Source organism: Cellulomonas sp. KRMCY2 (assembly GCF_000526515.1).
Lineage (GTDB): Bacteria > Actinomycetota > Actinomycetes > Actinomycetales > Cellulomonadaceae > Actinotalea.
The window spans coordinates 1,789,845-1,809,969 of sequence record NZ_JAGF01000001.1; the positions used below are offsets into that span (position 1 = coordinate 1,789,845).

Genomic DNA, 20,125 nt, shown 5'->3' on the forward strand with positions numbered 1-20,125 from the left:
CTCCGGGCGTGGGTCGCCAGGCGAGCTTGCGCGCAGAGCGATCGCCTCGAGCGCGAGCTCGTGCAGCAGGGCCAGGAACTCATCAGCGGCCTCGTCCTCCACCAGGATGACGTCGACCATGTCGACGTCGCCGGCAGACTGCGACCAGGGCTGGCGCATGCCGCCAGACTAGTTCGCGGCACCCGTCGGAGTCCCGGCGAATGCCCGCCGCCGGCCGGCCGGCGCGAGGCCATCGAAGCCCGTGTGACCATCGTGGTCGCCCCTCTGGCGGTGGCCCGCTACCTGCAGGACACCACCGGCGTCACGATCAAGAAGCTCGTGCAGACCCTGCGGCCTCTGCGCTCGGTCGTCATCGCGATCGGCGACCAGACCATCCCCGCTGACCCCACACCAGGACCCGACGCCCGCACCATCCTCGACCAGCTACCCGCGATCACAGTGGGGCACTAGACCTGTGGGAGTCGGGTCGGATGACGACTGCTGCCAGAACTGCTACCTCCCATCCCCACCCACGTCAAAGGACCCGCCACCCACGTCACCGCAGGTCACGGGCACTTCCACACGCGGAGGATGGGGGACTCGAACCCCCGAGGGCTTCACCCAACACGCTTTCCAAATGCCCTGGAGGGGTCGCGGGTGGGCGTGGGTGGATGTGTTTGGGCTGGTCAGCGGGCTGCCCGGACGGGGGCGGACTGGCGCGGCAGGTTTGATCTGAGGGCAAACTGCTACCGAGACTGCTACCGCTCGGGTCGCTCTCGCGGTGGCTCCCATGCGGAACGCTCCGATGACCAGCGACGCCCGGTCGCTGAACCGTCAAGGGCCGGGCCGAGGAACTCGCTGACGAACTCCACCGCGGCTGCGTACATGGTCAGGCCCTCGCATGCACGGACCTTTCTTGCGACGGGCGGGTAGAGCCGATCCCAGTTCGCCGGCGGCGCGAACAGCGGGTCACCGTCGAGGCCACGGTGGACCCACTCGGCGCGGATCGCGCCGATGAGAGAGTCGCCGTCGATGTCCTGCGACCGGGCGAGCACCACGAGATCGACGAGGTCACGCACGCGGCTCGACGGGCGATCGCCGGCCGAGCCGTACGTGGCCTGTGTCGCACACAGCTTGTCAGCGACATGGTCAACCACGGGGTACAGGCGCATCGGCGGGGATGACAGACCCCGCAGTTCCAGAACCGTGTCGGTCATGACCTCCGGTTCGCTCGTCATCAGCGACCCGGTCACCAGGTCCACGCCGAAGCTGCCTCTGCGTGCCGTGCCGCAGTACGCGTCCACGTGAACCCGGTACCCGTCGATCCGGGGCTGGCCGCCGCCCGCGAGGCTCGCCTCATGGCCGGTGATCACGAACCGGCAGTGGTCGTCGAGGTCGATCGCGATCGCAGCGCGGAGGCGCTCAAGAGCGGCGTCGATGTCCTGCAGCTCGTGGAGCAGGTCCACGTCCTTGGTGGTCCGTGCGTCGTTGACCCGGGCGAGGACGGCGGTACCTCCCTTGAGCACCCACTGTCCCTCAGGGTCGTGGAAGACCCGGGCGAGGAACCGTTCGTTCACGAAGCGGCGCAGCAGCGTCGAGACGTCGGCGCCGGTGGCGCTCGCAACTGCCTTGGCGCGCGCGGATGCCGCAGCCCATAGGGCCGTGCCGTCGCGGTACCCGTCCGTCTTGCTCACCCTTCGGCCTCCGCGCTCTCTGTGCGCCTGGCTCGTGTTGCTGCCCGGTAGGCCTGCTGGCCCTGGCTGGACTCGAGCCACCGTCGCGCCGCATCCCCTTCTGGGGACTTCGCTGCGGTGATCGCCGCCTTCACGCCAGGGGACTGCGTCGCGGCGATGGCAGCCTGCATGGACGGCGACAGCGCAACCTTGCTCAGTTCCTGGAGTTGCGTGATGGCCGGGTAGATCGGCTGCATGCGCGCGACGACCTCGCTCAGGCCTGAGATCCGGCCGAGGTCGAGCTTGTCCAGCCCGAAGAGCTGGGCGATGTCGATCTGCGGAAAGATCGGCCCGAGCATCTCCCCGATCGCGCTGAGGCGTCCAGCGGCCACCAGATCCTGACCGGCGGGGCTCTGGGCAAGCTCGCGGGCTAGCGCGGCGCGGCTCAGCCCGACGAGGTCCAGGAAGTACTCGACCAGCGCCCCCCCGTCGGGCTGGTTATGGCGGCGGGCGAGGGGGTCGAGGTGGACGGCGAGGTCGGAGAGGTCGACGACACCGCGACGCACGCCCTGCCCGATGATCTGGGCGACGTGCTCGGGGTCGTGCCCGGCACGGAGCAGATCAGCGATCGTGCGCTCTTCCGTCGTGACGGGGAGCCCCTCCACGATCGTCACGTCCTGCTCGGTCAGGTCACCGCGGTGCACCCGGATGCCCTCACGCCGGGTCTGCTTTCGCTGCGGCAGCGTGAACTCATGCTCGTCGTCCAGGAGGTCGCCGAGGTTGTGCAGACCTGCAGCCGAGGCGTGGGACACCACGCCAGTGGTGGTCGGACTCTTCAGCCTCTCCTCGGCGGTTCGGGTGGGATCCAGGGCCAGCCACGCGGCACGAAGGCTGAGGTGCTCGTCCGCGGATGAGGTGGTGGCGTAGACCCCTCGGCCGAGGCGTTCGAGCACACCGGCGTCGGCGAGGCGAGCGAGCTGCAGGCGGGTGATGCCTTCACGGGCGGCCTGGGCGGTCGTGAGTAGCCCCCACTGCCCTGCGGCGAGCTGGGAGGCTCGCGCCACCACGTCCGTCATCATGACTGCGATTGTAGCCTGAAGATGCTACTAACGCAGCAGCCAGCTCGGATCCACTTCGATCCTGGGACTATATCGGTATCAACTACGAGATACGAAAGCAGCGCCTGCGGGTTGTCACAGCGCAGGGCGAGGTCCGCAGGCGACCCCCCGGAGGCCGAGCAGGCACGCCTGTCGCCCGACGTCGGTGAGCCGGGGTGCAAGGTCCCAGGCCCCGCGCTCCGTGGGCGCGAACCACGCGAAGGTCTGCGCCGCCGTCCGCAACTGCCCGCCCGCCCCGCGCACGTCGTCCACGGCCAGGGCTGTCGTGCCGCGCCGCCAGCGCGCTCGCAGGTGGCGGTGCAGCGCGGCGTCGAGGTCGGAGCTGGCGAACCGTTGCGTCAGGTCGGCGCAGACGAGGGCGACGGCAACGCCAATCGCCGCGTCGCCCCGCCACGTGGTGGGGTCGAAGAGCTTGGTGAGCACGACGCGAGGGAGCAGTCTCTCGTCGTCGAGCGCCTTGCGTCCCCGTGCCGACACCGTGAGCCGGCGACCGCGCAGCGTGACGAGCCGGGCGTCACGGGCGAGGCGATGGACGAGCATGAGCTCGGGCAGGTCCCGCTCACCGCGCACGGTGAACTTCGGCTTGAGGCCGAACCAGTTATAGCGCTCGTCGGCATCGAGGGCGAGCGGGCGGGGGAGGTAGCCGGCCTCGGTCATGGTGACGCCATCGCCGATCCTGCGCAGGAACCAGGTCAGCGGCTCCAGTGACGCCCCCACCGCGCCCAGGTCGGCGTCCGACGACGGCGCGACGCTCGCCATCAGCGCTGCGGCGTCGTCGTCGGACATAGCGGTCCGGCGCCGGAGGTCGGAGAGCCAGTCCTTGCACCGCGCGGCCTCGACGGCGTCAAGGAGGCGGGGGTGCTCCCCGTGCGGGTCGGGCCCCTCGAGCGTCCGCTCCGTGACGGAGGTCGCGACCGATCGCCAGCCCCGTCGCCCGGGCACGAGGGAGCCGGCATCGACGGCGGCCTCGAGAGCCGCGCTCACGTGGAGTGAGGCCGCATGCTCGGTAAGGCTCTGCAGCTGGCCCCAGATCAGGAGACCGATGTCTGGGGGATCGACCCCGGAGTCGGCCATGAGTGTGTGGAACTGGGCGCGCGCCGCCTCCGGGTCGGTCTCCCACCGGCCGATGAGCTCGTGGGTGGCAGTGGACCGGCACAGGCCTGCGTAGCGCTCCAGACCCGCGGCCGCGAAGAGGTCTCCGAGCGCCCAGGCGACCTCGTGGTGATGGGCGCTGTCGGTGAGCCACTTCATCGGCAGCGAGTACCAAAGGAACCCCTGCAACGTGAGCTGGAGCAGGCCGTCCCACTCGTCGTCGTCCTCGGGGAGCAGCCACTCGATCGCTGCCCGCGCCTCGTCGCGGGTCGCGTCGGGCAGCTCCAGCAGCGCCCGCTCGACACTTGGGCCGGTCACGGCTCGAGAAGGCTTCGAGCGTTCTGCTCGGCGTTGTACGCGCCGATGACCCGGTCGACGGCGTGGCGGTCTTGGAGATCGACGCCCTCGGCGAGGATTCGGGTCAGGATCTCTTTGGCCGGGCCTCCGGCGCTCCCGTCGGCGCTCAGGGCGTGGAACTCGCCGGTGGCCTCCGCGACCGCGTCGACCACCGGTGCGATGTCCTCGACCGCCAGCCCGCGGCGGTGCAGTGCGAACCGCACCCACGCGGCCAGGACGGCCGGGACTGCGTCGATGCACTCAGGCTCCAAGAGGACCTTGCGGTGCACCCAGTCGAGCATGAAGCGCTCGACCTCGCCGGGGCTCCATGCCAGGACGCCACCGTGCAGGTACCCGTCGCCGAAGTCGATGAAGGTGTCGGCCAAGACCTCAACGATGCTCGCGTCGACCCCGACCGCCTTCTCGGCGGCGAAGTCGTCGATGAGCCGACGCCGTTCGTCATCGGGCAGTGGCTGCCACTCGACCTCGCGACGGTGCCCCCGGGTTCGCCAGTGGGCGAGCGCCCGGGTGAGGACGTAGTCGGCATCGTCCTGAGGCGGCCAGTACATGTCCGTCTGCCACAGCGCGTCGGCGAAGTCGGCGAGCGCGTCGACCGGGTCCACCTCGGCCACGGTCAGGGCGTCGACGACCGGGTCGGGCTCGGCGTCCTGGACACCCACCTCCAAAGCCTGCACGTACCGCCCGCCGACCGTTGTCTCCTTCATGATCAGCGAGTGCTCGATCGGTTCGGTGAAGCGGAGCAGGTGGACGAGGTTCGAGCCCCACGGGTCGGACCAGCGTTGCGCGCGGTACGGCACCTCAGGGACGCGGGCGCGGGGGTCGACGGCCCAGGCGGGGGCCGTGTCCGACGGCGCGCGGTCCAGTGCGGCGGCGACGTCGCGCTGCCAGTCCTCGAGGGGGATCGTCGCCAGGGCGTGCAGCGCCAGGAATGCAAGGTCCGCCCGCGATCCGTGGGTGGCACCGACGACCGCGCGCACAAGGTCACCCTCGGCGTCCTGCTGGCCGAGGGTGCGCTTCTGCCATGCCCCGCCGAGCCAGGCGCTGGCGACGGCCTCCGCCTCCAGCAAGCTGCACTCGCGCAGGCCTCGGGCCTCCTTCAGGACGTGGTCCAGCTCGGTCAGCTCCCGGACCGGCGGGCGGCGGCGCACAGGAGTGCGGCCGCGCCCCTTGGGTCGGCCGTGGCTCTTCGGACTCATGGGCGACAGCACACCACAGGGGACTCCCGCGGGTCACGCCTCGTCCGCCAGAGCGACGGTGCAAGAGGCCACCTGCGGCGAGACGGCTACCGAAACTGCTACCACTCGCGCGGGAGCGCCCTCGGACGTGGCTTGAGTTGGTCCATGTCCAGCATGACGAAGGGCCCGCCACCCAGGCGGGTTCACGCGGTCGGTGCAACACCTCGATCTGAGGAGTTGCAGCGACCGTGGTCGTTTCTGGGCATCTGCGGGATCTGTTCTTCGTCGAGCTGGATCGTGTGGGTTCGGTGACGTTGGCCGCGCGTGCGGTCGGGGTGAACCCGAACACGGCGTTCGGCTGGGCGCGGGCGGCGGGGCGACGTTCGGTTGTGCCGGCTCGCCCGGGCCGGGCGCCGCACCCGGGTCGGGCGGAGTACGACAGGCTGCGAGCAGAGGGCGTGTCGCGTGGTCGTGCGTCCGAGATCGTCGGGGTGAGCGGGCGCACCGCGAGGGACTGGGACCGCGGGGTGCGCAAGAGCAATGGTCGACGCCTGTATCCCGATGGTCGGTTGGTCGACTATGCACGGGGCGTGACCACGATCATCGATGTTGCGACGCCGCTGAACCTCGTACACGTCGAGCGGGTGCTCGACGCTCGGTTCGTGTCGCTGAGCGAGCGTGAGCAGATCGCGGACCTGCGTCGATCGGGGCTGTCGGTGCGGGCGGTCGCGGCCCGGCTGGGTCGGGCGCCCTCGACCGTCAGCCGGGAGATCCGCCGCAACGCCTGCGCTGATGGACGCTATGCGCCGTTCGCTGCGCACCGGGCTGCGGCGGCTCGTCGACCCCGCCCCAAGACCGCCAAGTTGACCGTTGACGGGCCGTTGCGCGCCTACCTGCGCGGCAAGCTCGCGTTGCGGTGGTCACCGGAGCAGATCTGCCACGCTCTGGTGACCGACTTCCCTGACGATCTCGAGATGCGCGTGAGTCACGAAACGATCTACCAGGCGCTCTACCTGCAGGCCCGCGGCGGGTTGCGCCGCGAGGTCGCGGCCGCGCTGCGCACCGGGCGGGCGCGTCGGCGCCCCCGACGTGACCCGAACACGCGCACCAGCCGGTTCGTTGACCCGATGGTCATGATCTCCGAGCGCCCGTCCGAGGTCGCCGACCGGGCGGTCCCTGGGCACTGGGAAGGTGACCTGATCATCGGCGCGGACGGCGGCTCGGCGATCGGGACCCTGGTCGAGCGGACCACCCGCTACGTGATGCTGGTCCACCTGCCCCATGGGCGCACCGCCGAGCAGGTCCGCGACGGGCTGGTCACGACCATGGCGACCCTGCCCGCGCACCTGCGCGGTTCGCTGACCTGGGACCAGGGTGCCGAGATGGCCGCCCACCGCTCGTTCTCCCTAGCCACCGACATCCAGGTCTACTTCTGCGACCCGGCCAGCCCCTGGCAGCGCGGCTCGAACGAGAACACCAACGGCCTGCTGCGCCAGTACTTCCCCAAAGGCACCGACCTGTCGGTCTTCGGGCCCGAGGACCTCGAGCACGTCGCCCAGGAGCTCAACGGCCGCCCACGCAAGACGCTCGGCTGGAAGAACCCAGCCGAGCGCCTCGGTGAACTACTGTCCGCCTAACCAACCAGCGGTGTTGCAGCGACCCCTGGAATCCGCCCCACGTCACCGCAGGTCACGGGCCCTTCCACACGCGGAGGATGGGGGATTCGAACCCCCGAGGGTGTTACCCCAACACGCTTTCCAAGTGCCCTGGAGGGGTCACGGGTGGGTGTGGGTGGACGTGTTTGGGCTGGTCAGCGCGGTGCGCGGACGCGGGCGGCTGGGCGCGGCAGGGTCGGTCTGAAGGCAAACTGCTACCGAAACTGCTACCGCTGGGCCGCCGGAGTTCGCCTACCCGACGTACTGGGCCGCCATCGGGGTCGCTGCCCGCCGCGTGCTCGAGGTGCCCGCGGTGACAGAAACGGGAGTCCCCTCCCCCGGTAGTCCGGGAGCCCTTCCAGGCCTGCCCCGCCGTCGCCGACCGCTCAACGGCAACTGCGGCAAGCGATCCACGCCGCGTTGGCTGCTCTGCCACTATGCCGGTATGCCCTGGTTCAGCCACCGACCGTCGACATCGGGCCCGACGTCTGTGCCCCGGCCCGCCACGCTCGTCCGTCTCGGGCCCGTCACCCCCGAGATGCTGGCGGCTGAGGCGGCGAAGCATCCTGGTCGCCTGGCGGCGTCAGCCTGCCGAGACGCCGCAGGAGGACAGATGTACCGCAGAGCCGCCGCTGCGGTCGCCGTCGTTCTCGTCGGCCTCGTGGTCGGTTGTGCCCGTCAGGCCGAGCCCCAGCCCGTTCCCAGCCGCGTGCCGGGACCGGCGGAGGCCTACCTCGAGGCGGCTCTCGGGGTGACCTCCGACGACGCGGCCGCTGGCGCCTTGCACATGGAGGAGGCCGTCGCTGCATGCATGGCCGAGCAGGGCTTCGAGTACGTCCCGGACACCTCCGGCTACCACTACGTCGACGCCGCAGCGATCGATCCGCCGCCGGGTTCCCGCGAGTTCGCCGAGCTCTACGGCTACGGGTTCGCCGCCCTGCCCGAGGAGATGCGCGCCGAGAGCACGCCGGGTGTGAACCCGAACGACGCGATCCTGGGCGCGATGAGCCCGGAGGAGCTCGAGGCCTATCAACAGGCCCTCTGGGGTGACGCGGTCGGTGCGGACCCGGATGCCGGAGGGGAAGTTGACCTTGCCGGGTGCTTCGGTGCAGCCCGCGAACAGGTCTGGGGCGACCGCGAGGAGGATCCCGTCCGACTGGCGCTCGAGGAAGAGATCACGCGGGTCGACGCCGAGGCGGCGCCGACGGACGCCGCCGTCTCCGCTGCCGCCGGCCGGTGGTCCGCGTGCATGTCGGACGCCGGGCACCCGGGGTACGGGACCTCACCCGATGCGGAGGAGGCGGCGTGGGACAGATGGACCGCGTTCAACGACGCCATCGCCGCTGACCCCGCGCTCGGGCAGGAGGGGCCAGACGGGCTGATCCTCGGGCAGGCCGGGCTGGCGGACGATGAGGCGGCGCTCGCGACGGCCGACTGGGACTGCCGGGCCGAGACCCGGTACGACGATGTCTGGCAGGAAGCGCGCGACCGGCTCCAGCAGGAGTACGTCGACGCGCATCGCGCCGAGCTCGACGCGTGGGTGGAGACCTTCTCCTGACGTGGCGTGGAGGGTCGGCGCGCGCTCGCCGGCGGGTTCGAGGTCGGCGTCGGACTGCTGCCACGACGCCGGTGCAGACGGGGATGGGCTCCTTCGACTTCCCGGGAGGCCGGCTCGTTCCTGACCTGGACGTCGCCGTGTGGCCGCTCACGATCGTCGTACTGCTCGCAGGGCTCGCCGCGGCGACACGGGCAGGAGCGCGTCTGGCGTCGGACACCGAGGGCCTGGTGTGAAGGGGCGACGGGGCCGGAACTCACCGAGTCGTCGCCCACTTGGGTGAGCTACTCGATGCCCGCGGCATGACGCTCGTGCAGCTGGCCGCCCTGAGCTGGATTACGGTCGCGAACCTCTCGGTGCTGAAGAACGGTCGGGCCCGAGCGATTCGCTTCAGCACGCTCACCGCGGTCTGCGATGTCCGCGCGAGGCAGCCGGGCGGAGTGGCGTCCCGCAGAGTGGTGTGCGATCAGCCCTCGTCGGTGAGGGCGTCGTAGACGAAGTGGCGGCCACCGCGTGATTCTTCGAGAGACCTACCAAGTCGACTCGAGAGAAGGACCCGCGATGACCGCCGTTCCCAGTCTGGACCCTGCCCGTTTCTTGCACGAGCACCTGGCCAACGCCAGCCCCGACCTGCTGCGTGACCTGTTGGCCACGTTCATCGAAACGCTGATGGGCGCCGAGGCCGACGCGATCTGCGGGGCCGAGTACGGCGCCCGCAGCCCGGAGCGGGCCAACACACGCAACGGCTACCGGCACCGCGACTTCGACACCCGGGTCGGGACGATGGACGTGGCGATCCCCAAGCTGCGCGCGGGCACCTACTTCCCCGACTGGCTGCTGGAACGTCGCCGCCGCGCCGAGGCGGCCCTGACCTCGGTGGTTGCGACCTGCTACCTGCTCGGGGTGAGCACCCGGCGGATGGACAAGCTCGTGGAGTCGTTGGGGATCACCCGGTTGTCGAAGTCGCAGGTCTCGCGGATGGCGGCGGACCTGGACGAGCAGGTCGCCGCGTTCCGGACCCGCCCGCTGGACGCCGGCCCCTACACCTTCCTCGCGGCTGACGCCCTGGCGGTGAAGGTCCGTGAGGGTGGGCGGGTGGTCAACATCGCGGTGATGGTCGCCACCGGCGTCAACGCCGACGGGCACCGCGAGATCCTGGGGATCGACGTGTCCACCGCCGAGGACGGCGCGGGGTGGTTGACGTTCTTCCGGGACCTGACCGCACGCGGCCTGACCGGGGTCAAGCTGGTGACCTCTGACGCGCACTCCGGGCTGGTCGCCGCGATCGGCGCCACCCTGCCCGGCGCCTCCTGGCAACGGTGCCGGACCCACTACACGGTCAACCTCAAGGCCACCTGCCCCGCGGCGTCCTGGCCCTGGGTCAAGACCATGCTCCACTCGGTCTTCGACCAGGTCGACGCCGACGCCGTCGCAGCCCAGTTCGACCGGCTCCTGGACACCGTCGCAGACAAGCTGCCCAAGGTCACCGACCACCTGGAGACCGCCCGGGCCGACCTGCTCGCCTTCACCGCCTTCCCCAAGGAGGTCTGGCGCCAGATCTGGTCCAACAACCCCAACGAGCGCCTCAACCGCGAGATCCGTCGACGCACCGACGTCGTGGGGATCTTCCCCGACCGCACCTCCATCATCCGCCTGGTCGGGGCGGTCCTTGCCGAGCAGCACGACGAATGGGCCGAAGGACGCCGCTACCTCGCCCTGGACGTCCTAGCCCGCTCACGCATCACCGCCGTCCCCGACAACGCCGCGGAGGTGACCACGCCCCAGTTCCCGGCGCTCAGCGCCTAACCAACGAAGATCACGCGACAGCCGTCACACACCACGCCCCGGGACTTGACCGCCGGGCGGCATCCTTGAGCTCTCACGTTCATTGAAGTGATCGCCCATGAAACGTGCCGACGGACCCCGGGAACTCGAGATGACCCAGGAGCCGACTCTTCTTGCATGTCATGCGGGCGTGGTCGGCCCGTGCGGCCGTCATCGCTCAGAACGGTGGCATCTGCTCGATGACGCGCCTGGCGATGTCGACGATCTTCTGGCATCCGGGGTGGTCGGCACGGACGTCGTCCGCGACGGCCGCGTACTCCTCCCGGTAGTCGCCAGCGTTCCGTGCTCGTCGTACACGGTGGTACGTCGCCAGGTCGCGGCCCCGGGGCGGTTCGAGCTGGGCGTGCACGGCGTCGTAGATGGCGATGTGGCCACCGGCTCGGGTGGGGCGTAGGCCTTGGGCGAGCAGGATCGCGGTGAGCGCCTTCCGGTTGGCGCCGTGCAGGGCGTCGTAGGCCAGGACGGTGTCGGTCTCGGCGAGCGTGAGCGCCGAGGCGAGGTGGGTCACGGCGGCCTGGACCAGCGCCTGGGCGCCGTCGAGGTTCGGCGGCACCCGCTCGAGCATCCCAGTTGCGATCAGTCGCTCGATCGTGGCTCGCCCTTGCTCCCAGGCCATCAGGCAGCCTCCCCCTTGTGCTCGCCGACGCCCAACCGTACGAGCGGGCGCTGACGCAGGGTGGCGAGGAACGGCTCGTCACCGGAGGCCCATCGCTCGGGGGAGACGAAGGTGACGTTGACCTCCCGGCCGAGTGCCGAGTCAATGCCGTCCAGAGCGTCATAGACGGCACTCCGGTCCGGCGTGCCGACGACGAGCAAGTCAACGTCGCCCGGTGCGTCGCCCGCCTCGCCGTGCCAGCGCGCCGCCCACGACCCGTAGACGTACGCTTCCTCGATCCCCACGACGTCGGTCAGCGCCCGCTCCAGGTACGCGGCAGGGCCGTACGTGACCACAAGGAGCTGGCGGAGAGGGCCGGTGGCCGGGTTGTGGTCGGCGGGGCGCAAGACGACCGAGCGCCCCACCCGCGTCCCGGTGAGGAGGTCGGCCTCCATCAGCCGGCGGACCTCCCGGTGGACGGTCGGTACGGGCGCGTCGAGGAGACGAGCGAGGTCCGTGGTCGTGTGGCCAGCGCCGTCGGTGAGCACCCGGAGGAGCAGCCGCGCCTGCAGGCTTGACCGGAAGATCGGGATGAGTGCCGGCGCCTCAGTTCTCATATGACGCAAGATATCTTCCGCCAAATGAGAACGCAACGATGGCGAGCGGTCTCCCTGTCCCGCCCGGGCGCGGGTTCGACAAGCCGAGGCGAGCGATCAAGACGTCGAGCCGCGATCGATGGGTCCTCTGCGACGAACCTGCTCGATGCCTCCGTCGACGGGACGACGTCCCGAGGAGTTGGCGTCGGCCGCTCGCGCCTCTCGTTGGCGACCCTCTCTCGCCGGGCGTCGAACTCGCGTCGTTCCTCAAGGTCGGCCTCGTCTCCGTCTCTGGCAACTACCAGAACTGCTACCCCGCCCCGCCAGCCGGCTCCAGCCGATCATGACGAAGGGCCCGCTACCTGCATCTCTGCAGGTCACGGGCCCTTCGCACCGGCGGAGGATGGGGGATTCGAACCCCCGAGGGCTTCCACCCAACACGCTTTCCAAGAGGTTCGATGGGGGTGGGAAGTGTTCGCCGCTGTACGTTTCCGCAGGTCAGGGAGTTTCGCGAGCACTTCGCATGGCCCCTGGATCGGGCTGGATCGGGAAGTACTGCTACCAAAACTGCTACCGGATGACTCACGACTCACCGGGGTCGACGGGCCTTGAGCCTGCGTGCGACGGGTTAGTCAAGAGCGTCGGCGTCCGGGACTCCTTCGGGGTCGCCAACATCCGATTCCTCGATCGGTACGTCTCCCTGAATCAGGCTAGACGCCGCGGGGTCCAGCAGCATCCAGCCCAGGGCGGTGCCTCGCTCCTTGAAGACCGAGAAGTTCAGATGAATCGCACTCGAAGCCTCGACGAGGAGCGCTTCGAGGTCCTGGGCGTTGATCTTCGTCAGCCCGGAAACGGGCAAGACATCGCGATGGGGCTCGACCGACTGCCAGGTGCTGAGGGAGGACACCCCATCTAGGAACGGGTCTGGCCAACCAGACAGGTCTGTGATCAAGGACGTTACGGCCGCTAGGGCTCGGGGCGTTGTGTTCCTCAGGTTCCACTTGCCGTTGAGGTTCGGACTCGTCTCCGGGTACTCGTACCGAAGCCTGTGGTCGGCGTCGACGAACTCGTTGGGGCGCTGGGTCGTCGCCAGGCGGTATAGGGCCTCGCTCTGGCTGCTCGGACCTACCACGGCGGCGAGTGCCGACCACCACACCTCGGCGTTCCAGGCATAGGTCCGGATCGTGTCGACGCCGCCGTCGCAGTTGGCGACGAGCCAGGGAAGGAACTGACGATCGAAGAAGCGCGGAGGCCGACCGACGGCTTCGAGGACGGCAAGCAGGACCTGCGCGGTGCCGAAGGGATACTTGTACGGCATGCCGAGGGCGTGTGCGGATCCAAGCCTTGCTTCCGTGCCTACCCACAGCGAGGGGTTCACCATCGGCAGGTCGACCGACGCGGCGGCGACGCGTTCGTCGTGGCGTCGTAGGGGCGCGGCCTGCGCGCGGCTGACGTCGCCGCCGTAGAGGACGGGATGATTCGCCGCGCTGGGGAACCGGAGTGAGAAGACGTCGACCCCGACTGCGGTCGTCGCGAGCGAGTCGGGATTCAGGAACGGGCTGCGGTGCGGATGGTGAAGGTAGCCCCTCTTGTCGATGATCGCGCCGACGCGCCACTGACTGACCGAGGCCAGCATCATGCTGGAGACCAGGCCGTCGATGTCCGCGTTGGCCACGATCACGCGGGGCTCGTCAAGCAGGGCGCCGAAACGCCGCACCGCCGACCGTTCGTCCTTCAAGTTGAACTGTCGGTCGAAGACCTCGATCACCCGCCGCCGTCTTTCCGCAGCCGTGGCGCGACGGTCGTCATGCACTCCCATGCGACCCCCTCTTGTCCTGCTCCACACAGTAGCTCGCGCGGGCCGGTCTTGGCCGGATCGGGACATCGCCCCCGTAGGCTTGACCAGTGGCCAAGGACTATGGCGTGGAGTACCCGGAGCGACCGTTGATGTCGGTGATCTCCGACCTTCTTGGGATCCCGCACTTCACTACGAGCCGCGGTTCCACGGTGCGGTCCGACTTCCTCAGGGGTGTCGCAGGCGGGCTCGGTATCCCCCATGCACGCGCGGACGGCCTGCTCAAGGACGACCTGCTTGCGGCCGTCGTCGAAGCCGCGACGCACGAGCCGATGGACCCCACGCTGTACTCCCCCGGTGGAACCGTCACCGATCGCGCTCTCCAGCGGATCATTGACGGGCTGATCATCCACGGTTCGCCGGGCCGGGCACCATCACTCACTCCACCGATCGAACAGGAGGTGCCGGATGGCGACGCGGAGGAGTTCGATCCGCTGGAGCTGAAGGATGAGCGAGATCGGCGCTTGGTCGAGATCGCTACCAGGGAAGGTCGCGACCGGTTCCGCTCGGCGCTGATGGAGGCCTACGCGTCTGCGTGCGCGATCACGGGATACACCGCGGTCGAGGCACTACAGGCCGCGCACATCTACCCCTACCGTGGCCCAGCCACGAACCACGTCTCCAACGGGCTGCTCCTGCGAGCCGACATTCACCTTCTGTTCGACCGAGGCGCGATCGCCGTGCACGAGACGTCGTTGCAGGTGTTGCTGAAGCCACACCTTGAGGTGACCCAGTACGGGGCGCTAGCCGGAGAGTACGTCCGCAGACCCCATCGGCTCGCGGATCGCCCGTCGGCTGCCGCCTTGCGGAGCCATCGCGAATGGGCGGGCCTCTAGCGCCCCATCGGGGTTCGGATCAGAGGCGAGAACGGCCTCGACCAAACCCGGAGCGAGTGCCGCGATGTCGTCCTTGTCGCGCATGACGTGCTCACGAAGGATGTAGTAGGCCGCTCCGACGTTGACGCCGTTGCCCAGCTGCTTGTAGCTCGCCGCGTCAGGCTGAGCCCCGAAGTCGAACCAGTTGGGTAGGCCCTGGAGCCTCGCAGCCTCGCGAGGCGTGATCCGACGTCGGCGGTGCCCGATGATGCTGGTCTGGGTGATCGCGACCAGCGCCGGCAGGTAGGTGGCCTTCTTCGCCCGGATGCCCGAGGGGCGAAAATGCATCACTGTGTCCCACAGTGTCGCCGCGTCCTGCGCCTGCCACTCGAGCTTGCGCCGGGACGGTGGCAGCTCCTCGAGGTCGTTGTGGCGGATCTTCCACTCGTCGATGGCCTCCTGGTGCTGGCGATAGAAGTCGCTGTTCTTGCGCAGGAAGTCGGCCTTCCACGAGGGCGTCGATGCGTCAATCTCAGGCACTGACTTGAACTCGTCGGCCCAGATAGGGAACCCAGGGAGCTTCCCTCCCGCCAGGTGGGGCTTCAGCTCGACGAGCAGGTCTTCCCATGTCGCGATCCACGACGTCTCGGCGGCTGTGAGTTCGTAGCGGTGCACCCCCTCGATCACCGCATCGGCGTCGAGCGGCAGGTCCTGCTCGACGTCCCACCCTTGGGGGTCCCAACCGGCGACTGGGCGGTTCGGCACAAGGGGCTCATCGGTCGCCTCGGCCCACGCCCTGGCCCGACCGACGTAGGTGCCCGTAATGAACACCCGCTCCCGGACCTGCGGTCGACCACCGAGGCTCGGCGGGAGAAGGTGGGGGGAGAAGACAGTTGGCGTGCCAGACACTCGATAGCCGAGGTCCCTCAGGGACCTGACGATGGTGCGCCAGGTCTCCTTGTGCCGAGGGCCAGCGAGGTTGCGGACGTTCTCCAACAAGATCACGGGGGGCTTGCGTTCGTCGAGGATCCTGCAGATGTTCCAGAAGAGCGTGCCGCGCGTCTCATCCATCCCGCGCTGGAACCCAGACTTCGAGAAGGGTTGGCAGGGGAACCCGGCCGCGAGCACGTCGTGGGGCGGAACGGCCATCTGGTCCTCGGTCAGGGCGACGATGTCGCCGGCGACCTCGGTGTGCCAGTTCCTCTCGTAGACGGCCTTGGCCTGCAGGTCGATCTCTGACGCAAACCAGCACTCTCCGTCGAGTGCGCCGAGGGCGGCGTGGAAGCCGCCGATACCCGAGAACAGATCAACGAACGAGAACGACATGCGGGTCAGCTTACCTGCCCGGTGCGACATTCCCGGCCCTCGTCCCGGGTGAGTCCTTGGAGCCGGGCCGCCGATGGCTGACCAGTCGATCGCGAGCGCTGGTTGGATGGTGCGCATCCTCGTCGCCTCGTCTCATGCCAGTGGAGAGACGACAGTACGAATATGCAAGGGGCGGGGAGGGCGAGGGGCCGCCCCTCCTGTGGATCAGGATGTTCGACGAGAACCTGTGAGTGGAGCCGAGGGCTGTGAGCCGCAGCCAGGGAGGAGGCCTACATGGTCGGCGGTTTCGGGGTCCCGCCTCACCCGGGCTCGTCTGGCGAGGCCGTCTCCCGCAGGATGAGCGCATTGCGCCGCCGCGACAACGAAGGCGAACTCGCGGTCAGACGACTGCTGTACGCGGCCGGCTACCGCTACCGGGTCGCGTACCCGGTGCCTGGGCATGCTCGCCGGACGATCGACATTGCCCTCACACGGCGCAAGGTTGCGGTATTCATCGACGGCTGCTTCTGGCACGGATGCCCACGGCACGGCACCCGTCCTCGATCGAACGCCGAGTGGTGGTCGGTGAAGCTCGCCGCCAACCAAGCCCGCGACCAGGACACGACAAGTCAGCTGCTTGATGCCGGGTGGAGCGTCGTGCGGGCCTGGGAGCACGAGGACCCCGCAGTCGTGGTTCGGAGGGTCTTGGAGGCACTGCAGTGCGAGGGCCCCGCCAACTCGTCGACGGGGCCCTCCGAGAACTGAGGTCAGCCCTTCCCGAGGGTCGAGCCGGCCTTCGACTTGGCGGGCTTGCTCGATCCGCTTGACGCCAGTGTGCTGCCCGCCTTCGACAGCGCGCCCTTCGACGGCTTCGCCATGTTTCACACCTCCCTTCACGGAGCCGACGGTACGGACAACCTCCGACATTCAAGATCAGCACCGACTCGTCTTGCGCGGGACGTCACCTTTAGGGGTGCGCGCGGCCGGACGCGTAGGCGCCTGGAAGGGGCCGCACAGCACAAGACCGCTACCAGAACCGCTACCGCGCGGGCATCAGGTTCATCGCCTCGTGACCCCGATGACGTACTCGGTGCGTCCGGCGCCGAGCATGGAACAGGGAGCGTGACTCCGGCGATGGTCTGTCGTCGCCGCGGTGTCCGCGGGCTTCTGTTCGAGCAGTGTCTCGCGGGAGACGACCTCCGGCGCGCCCGCAGAAGAGGAACGTGGCCCACTGCGGACCGTCCCCGGCCCGCAGAGCTCGGTTAACTCACAGGACGTTCACGTGGGAATGAGCGCTGTAGCTAGTTCGATCCGTGGTCGTAGCTTGCCGAACTTGCGCCAATCGCCGGTGTCATGTCCGTATCGTCCAGCGACTATTCCGGGGTGGACTCCAGCCCGCTCCGCGAGGGCGACGAGCTCGTCGGTGTCCTGGAGCGATCGGACCAGCTGGCGTTCCCAGGGTCCCAGGAAGGCGTTCTGCGCGAAGTCGTCGGCCGCCGCCTCCAGTGCGTCGCGGTCGTCGTTCACGACAGTGTCACTCCCGTCCACCTCCAGATACGTTGCACGCTTCGGATGGAGGATGACGTGGGCGACTTCGTGCAGCAGCGTGAACCAGAGGATGTCCAGGTACTTCTGCCTACCGCTGAGCGCGATTATCGGGTGACCGGTGTGGGTCCATCGGGAGACGCCGCAGATGCGGGTGTTGTCCACCTCGGGGATGAAGACGAGGAGAACTCCGGACGTGAGCAGCAGCGACACCGCCTGTGGAAACGCCTGGGCGACTGGCAGTCGCGACAAGCCCGGGATCAGCCGAGCCACCTCGCGGAGCCGCTGTGCGTCGTACTCGGCGGCATCCGGAGCGAGTTCCTCGGCTGCTTGCTCGGCCAGGCGGAGCCAGAGCGCGGTCGCATAGGGGTCGATGGCGAACTTCTGGCTGCGACGGTAGCTCGCCTGGGGTGTCAACCAGACCCGCTGGAAGGCTTCGACGTCAGCAACGCGGAAGAAGCGCAAGAGCTGCTCGACGCGCGTGGCGACCGGCGCGGTGCCGTCGAGCACGTTGCGAGACTCGAGCACATTGCCTGGGAACCGGTTGAGCCACCCAGCCAGGTCGGCGAATGACTCCTGCGATGATCGGCGAAGGCGCGCCGCCTGCCAGGTGGCATCCATCCGCAGCCACAGGTCCGCGGACACGTCGAGAACCATCTCGAGGGAGACGGCGACGTCCGGGGATAGCGGGACGTGGCCGTGCAGCACCTGGTTCAGGTGCTTGGCGCTGATGTTGGTTCGTGCAGCGACATCCGTCTGCGTGAACCCCGCAGCGCTCAGTTCACGCTGTATCAGCCGCCCTGGCGGAACCGCCCAGTCAGGCGCGAACTCACTGGTGAGGTAGCGCTGGTCGCCCTGCTCCCGCTGCCCCGACATCAGCCAGCCGCTCGAAGGAGGCCGACGCCGTTGGCCTGCAGGTCATTGATGAGTAGGGCAGTAGCGGAGCCGAGCTCCTTGCGCAGGTTCGCCGGCGCCACCATGGGCAGCCTCTGACCCGTCTTGCTCAGTACTGCGGCGTGCATCGAAACCTCCTCCAGTTGTACTACGGCCGCGGCACGTCCACCGTCATCCAAGATCCCGATCCGGATGCAGCGCAGCTGCATCAGCGAACCGAGGGTCTCCGCATGCGCCACCGCGCCAAGCAGGTCCTCGGCTGCGCCTGCGCTCGCCGGCCACCGGGTTGCCAGGGCCACTTGCGACCGGCAGATGTCCCGCAGCTCAGGCGACCACCACGCGAGAAGCACCTTTACCTCCCAGGTAAAGCAGTTCATGGGGTACGATCGGTGCTACCAGATAGGTAAAGCCTAACTCGGAACTGAGCGGGCTACCGATCGCGACACGAGGAGCACTCATGAAGATCTTCCTGCAGGACTCGGATACCAGCGCCGTCGTCGAGATCGACGAGAGCGCCGTGCTCGCCGACAGCATCGCCCTCGCCGAAGACGAGGAGTTGTGGGAGGAGGACGCCGATGAGACCCTCGCCCGCGGCGCGACGGCGGCTCAGCTTGCGCGACGTGGTCTGCACCGTGGCCGTCACCGCGTGGACGTGCGGGTGCACTACAACGGGGACGAGAGGGAGCGGCGCTTCGCGCCCGGGACGACCATCGAGCGTGTCCACCGCTGGGTCGTCGGCCACGACGGGTTCAACCTGAACCCGGCCGATGCTGGTGATCTCGTCCTCCGCGAGACCGGGAGCACCGACGAGCTCGACGTGGGTGCTCACGTCGGTCGGCTCGCCGGGCGGGACCACAAGCTCGACCTCGACCTAGTCGTCGCCGACCGCTTCGCGGGCTGAGAGTGCAGAACCGCAAGGGCACGGCTGCGGTCTAGACATGAAGGAGGAGGACTGTGGCGCCTGACGAAGCCGCCCTCGCATCCGATCTAACCTCGGAGCGGTTCGAGATCGGCGTTGACCGCGGCTGGTGGACGCTGCATGACCGGTCGGGCACCACCGCGACGTTCCGCGTGGTCGCGGGAACCGGTCGGAGCGTCGACATGATCCTGGACTGTGCCGGCTACCCCGGCTGCGCGCCGGCAGGCGCCCTGTGGTCGATCTCAGAGGGCTCCGCGCTGCCGACTAACCTCTGGCCACAAGGCGGCCGGGCGAGCGAGGTCTTCAGCCTGGCTTGGTCGGTCGGGAACGGGGGATCTCCGTACATTCCCTACGACCGCAGAGCGCTCGTTGGCCATGACCCCTGGCGCACGGACCATCCGCGACACCTGTGGGGCCCGGACAAGTCCATCGTGGACTACCTGCAGCTCATCCGTGACGTCCTGCGGACGGCGACTCAGCCGACGATGGTCGAGGTCGCGGCATGAGCACAACGCGAGCGCTCCCCGCTCCCAGGCTGCGCATCTCGCGGCGGCTGTGGCGGGGCCTGACCCGGGAGCTCCATACGCGAGGAAACGCCGTACGCGAGTCCGGGGCTTTCCTGCTCGCCTCCAGGCTTGCGCCGGAGCGGATCTCTGCGTTCGTGATGTACGACGACCTCGACGCAACTTGCCTGACCGGTGGCATCTCCTTCTCCGGGGCTGGCTATACGGAGTTGTGGCGGCGTTGCCGGGAACACAACTTCAAGGTGGTCGCGGACGTCCACACCCACCCGTCCTCCTGGGTCCACCAGAGCGACATCGACCGCAGGCACCCGATGATCCCGGAGGCCGGGCACGTGGCTGTCGTCGTGCCCCAGTACGCGTACCGCGCTCGTCTCGACGATTGCGGTGTTTACGTCTACCAGGGCGGCGGCAGCTGGATGGGTGCCGATCGATCCGCCGAGCTGCGAGCGCTGCGACTCACGTCGATGCCGGCCTGGCCGCGTCTGGCCCATCTGTTCCGCCGACCGATCGCGAGGGTGGACCCGTGACTGTGCACAGCGCGGAGAACTTCGATCGCACCGCCAAGATCTTCGTCGACTGCGGCGTTGCGAGGACCCTCGACGAGGCGATCGAGATGCGCGAGAACCTG

The 20,125-nt window shown here is 68.9% G+C and carries 20 protein-coding genes; 10 read left to right on the top strand and 10 right to left on the bottom strand.

The genetic code is table 11. The features are described 5' to 3' along the window. The first annotated feature begins 60 nt into the window (after positions 1-60). On the top strand, positions 61-450 hold the full coding sequence (locus K415_RS24610) for a hypothetical protein (RefSeq protein WP_155859413.1): 390 nt from the start codon (positions 61-63) through the stop codon (positions 448-450). A 287-nt stretch (positions 451-737) separates the two neighbouring features. Here the strand turns inward: K415_RS24610 and K415_RS0108690 are convergent, their stop codons facing one another. The 4 genes from K415_RS0108690 to K415_RS0108705 form a co-directional block, all read right to left on the bottom strand. Further along, complete coding sequence (locus K415_RS0108690) at positions 738-1,673, bottom strand: nucleotidyl transferase AbiEii/AbiGii toxin family protein (RefSeq protein ID WP_024286683.1); 936 nt, start codon at positions 1,671-1,673, stop codon at positions 738-740. Continuing rightward, complete coding sequence (locus K415_RS22705; protein WP_024286684.1) at positions 1,670-2,731, bottom strand: type IV toxin-antitoxin system AbiEi family antitoxin domain-containing protein; 1,062 nt, start codon at positions 2,729-2,731, stop codon at positions 1,670-1,672. Before K415_RS22705 ends, K415_RS0108690 begins: the two co-directional genes overlap by 4 nt. A gap of 114 nt (positions 2,732-2,845) precedes the next feature. Continuing rightward, a complete protein-coding gene (locus K415_RS0108700; RefSeq protein ID WP_024286685.1) occupies positions 2,846-4,180 on the bottom strand; it encodes a hypothetical protein in 1,335 nt (444 codons plus the stop codon). After that, on the bottom strand, positions 4,177-5,415 hold the full coding sequence (locus tag K415_RS0108705) for a hypothetical protein (protein WP_155859414.1): 1,239 nt from the start codon (positions 5,413-5,415) through the stop codon (positions 4,177-4,179). Before K415_RS0108705 ends, K415_RS0108700 begins: the two co-directional genes overlap by 4 nt. Positions 5,416-5,852: 437 nt before the next feature. On the opposite strand from K415_RS0108705, the gene K415_RS0108710 reads away from it, so the two are divergent. The 5 genes from K415_RS0108710 to K415_RS0108730 all read left to right on the top strand — a co-directional run bounded on the left by K415_RS0108710 (position 5,853) and on the right by K415_RS0108730 (position 10,410). After that, positions 5,853-7,031 (top strand): IS30 family transposase, encoded by a 1,179-nt coding sequence (locus K415_RS0108710; protein ID WP_155859346.1) that lies wholly within the window; start codon positions 5,853-5,855, stop codon positions 7,029-7,031. Positions 7,032-7,662: 631 nt separating this feature from the next. Continuing rightward, positions 7,663-8,607, top strand: a complete 945-nt coding sequence (locus K415_RS0108715; RefSeq protein WP_024286687.1) for a hypothetical protein — start codon at positions 7,663-7,665, stop codon at positions 8,605-8,607. An 83-nt stretch (positions 8,608-8,690) separates the two neighbouring features. Beyond that, entirely contained in the window at positions 8,691-8,840 is a 150-nt protein-coding gene (locus K415_RS23920) for a hypothetical protein (RefSeq protein WP_155859415.1), read from the top strand. 39 nt (positions 8,841-8,879) lie between these two features. After that, the gene (locus K415_RS21650; RefSeq protein WP_024286688.1) at positions 8,880-9,098 is read left to right on the top strand and encodes a helix-turn-helix transcriptional regulator; all 219 of its coding nucleotides are present in this window, start codon (positions 8,880-8,882) and stop codon (positions 9,096-9,098) included. Positions 9,099-9,165: 67 nt separating this feature from the next. Continuing rightward, the gene (locus K415_RS0108730; protein ID WP_024286689.1) at positions 9,166-10,410 is read left to right on the top strand and encodes an IS256 family transposase; all 1,245 of its coding nucleotides are present in this window, start codon (positions 9,166-9,168) and stop codon (positions 10,408-10,410) included. Positions 10,411-10,606: 196 nt separating this feature from the next. Here the strand turns inward: K415_RS0108730 and K415_RS0108735 are convergent, their stop codons facing one another. The 3 genes from K415_RS0108735 to K415_RS0108745 form a co-directional block, all read right to left on the bottom strand. Beyond that, a complete protein-coding gene (locus K415_RS0108735) occupies positions 10,607-11,065 on the bottom strand; it encodes a hypothetical protein (protein ID WP_024286690.1) in 459 nt (152 codons plus the stop codon). Further along, positions 11,065-11,661, bottom strand: a complete 597-nt coding sequence (locus K415_RS0108740; RefSeq protein WP_024286691.1) for a helix-turn-helix domain-containing protein — start codon at positions 11,659-11,661, stop codon at positions 11,065-11,067. The genes K415_RS0108735 and K415_RS0108740 overlap by 1 nt, the downstream gene beginning before the upstream one ends. 607 nt (positions 11,662-12,268) lie before the next feature. Continuing rightward, positions 12,269-13,408, bottom strand: coding sequence for a hypothetical protein (locus K415_RS0108745; RefSeq protein WP_024286692.1), 1,140 nt, complete (start codon positions 13,406-13,408; stop codon positions 12,269-12,271). Positions 13,409-13,545: 137 nt separating this feature from the next. Here K415_RS0108745 and K415_RS22710 point away from each other — a divergent pair, with 137 nt between their 5' ends. Beyond that, positions 13,546-14,331, top strand: a complete 786-nt coding sequence (locus K415_RS22710) for an HNH endonuclease (protein WP_051480470.1) — start codon at positions 13,546-13,548, stop codon at positions 14,329-14,331. Here the strand turns inward: K415_RS22710 and K415_RS0108755 are convergent. Next, positions 14,239-15,636, bottom strand: coding sequence for a DNA cytosine methyltransferase (locus K415_RS0108755; protein ID WP_024286694.1), 1,398 nt, complete (start codon positions 15,634-15,636; stop codon positions 14,239-14,241). The two genes, K415_RS22710 and K415_RS0108755, sit on opposite strands and share 93 nt — an antisense overlap. Before the next feature lie 273 nt (positions 15,637-15,909). On the opposite strand from K415_RS0108755, the gene K415_RS0108760 reads away from it, so the two are divergent. Beyond that, positions 15,910-16,380 carry a very short patch repair endonuclease gene (locus K415_RS0108760; protein WP_024286695.1) on the top strand — a complete coding sequence of 157 codons (471 nt, stop codon included), beginning with the start codon at positions 15,910-15,912 and terminating at the stop codon, positions 16,378-16,380. Positions 16,381-16,893: 513 nt separating this feature from the next. On the opposite strand, the gene K415_RS22715 is transcribed toward K415_RS0108760, so the two are convergent. Both K415_RS22715 and K415_RS0108770 read right to left on the bottom strand, forming a co-directional pair. Next, positions 16,894-18,036, bottom strand: coding sequence for a helix-turn-helix domain-containing protein (locus K415_RS22715; protein WP_024286696.1), 1,143 nt, complete (start codon positions 18,034-18,036; stop codon positions 16,894-16,896). Then, a complete protein-coding gene (locus K415_RS0108770; protein WP_024286697.1) occupies positions 18,036-18,431 on the bottom strand; it encodes a hypothetical protein in 396 nt (131 codons plus the stop codon). The genes K415_RS22715 and K415_RS0108770 overlap by 1 nt, the downstream gene beginning before the upstream one ends. Positions 18,432-18,511: 80 nt before the next feature. On the opposite strand from K415_RS0108770, the gene K415_RS0108775 reads away from it, so the two are divergent. Both K415_RS0108775 and K415_RS0108785 read left to right on the top strand, forming a co-directional pair. Beyond that, positions 18,512-18,955: a hypothetical protein gene (locus K415_RS0108775; protein WP_024286698.1), complete on the top strand. Its 444-nt coding sequence runs from the start codon at positions 18,512-18,514 to the stop codon at positions 18,953-18,955. Between the two features lie 520 nt (positions 18,956-19,475). Continuing rightward, positions 19,476-20,024 (top strand): hypothetical protein, encoded by a 549-nt coding sequence (locus K415_RS0108785; RefSeq protein WP_024286700.1) that lies wholly within the window; start codon positions 19,476-19,478, stop codon positions 20,022-20,024. Positions 20,025-20,125: the final 101 nt, after the last annotated feature.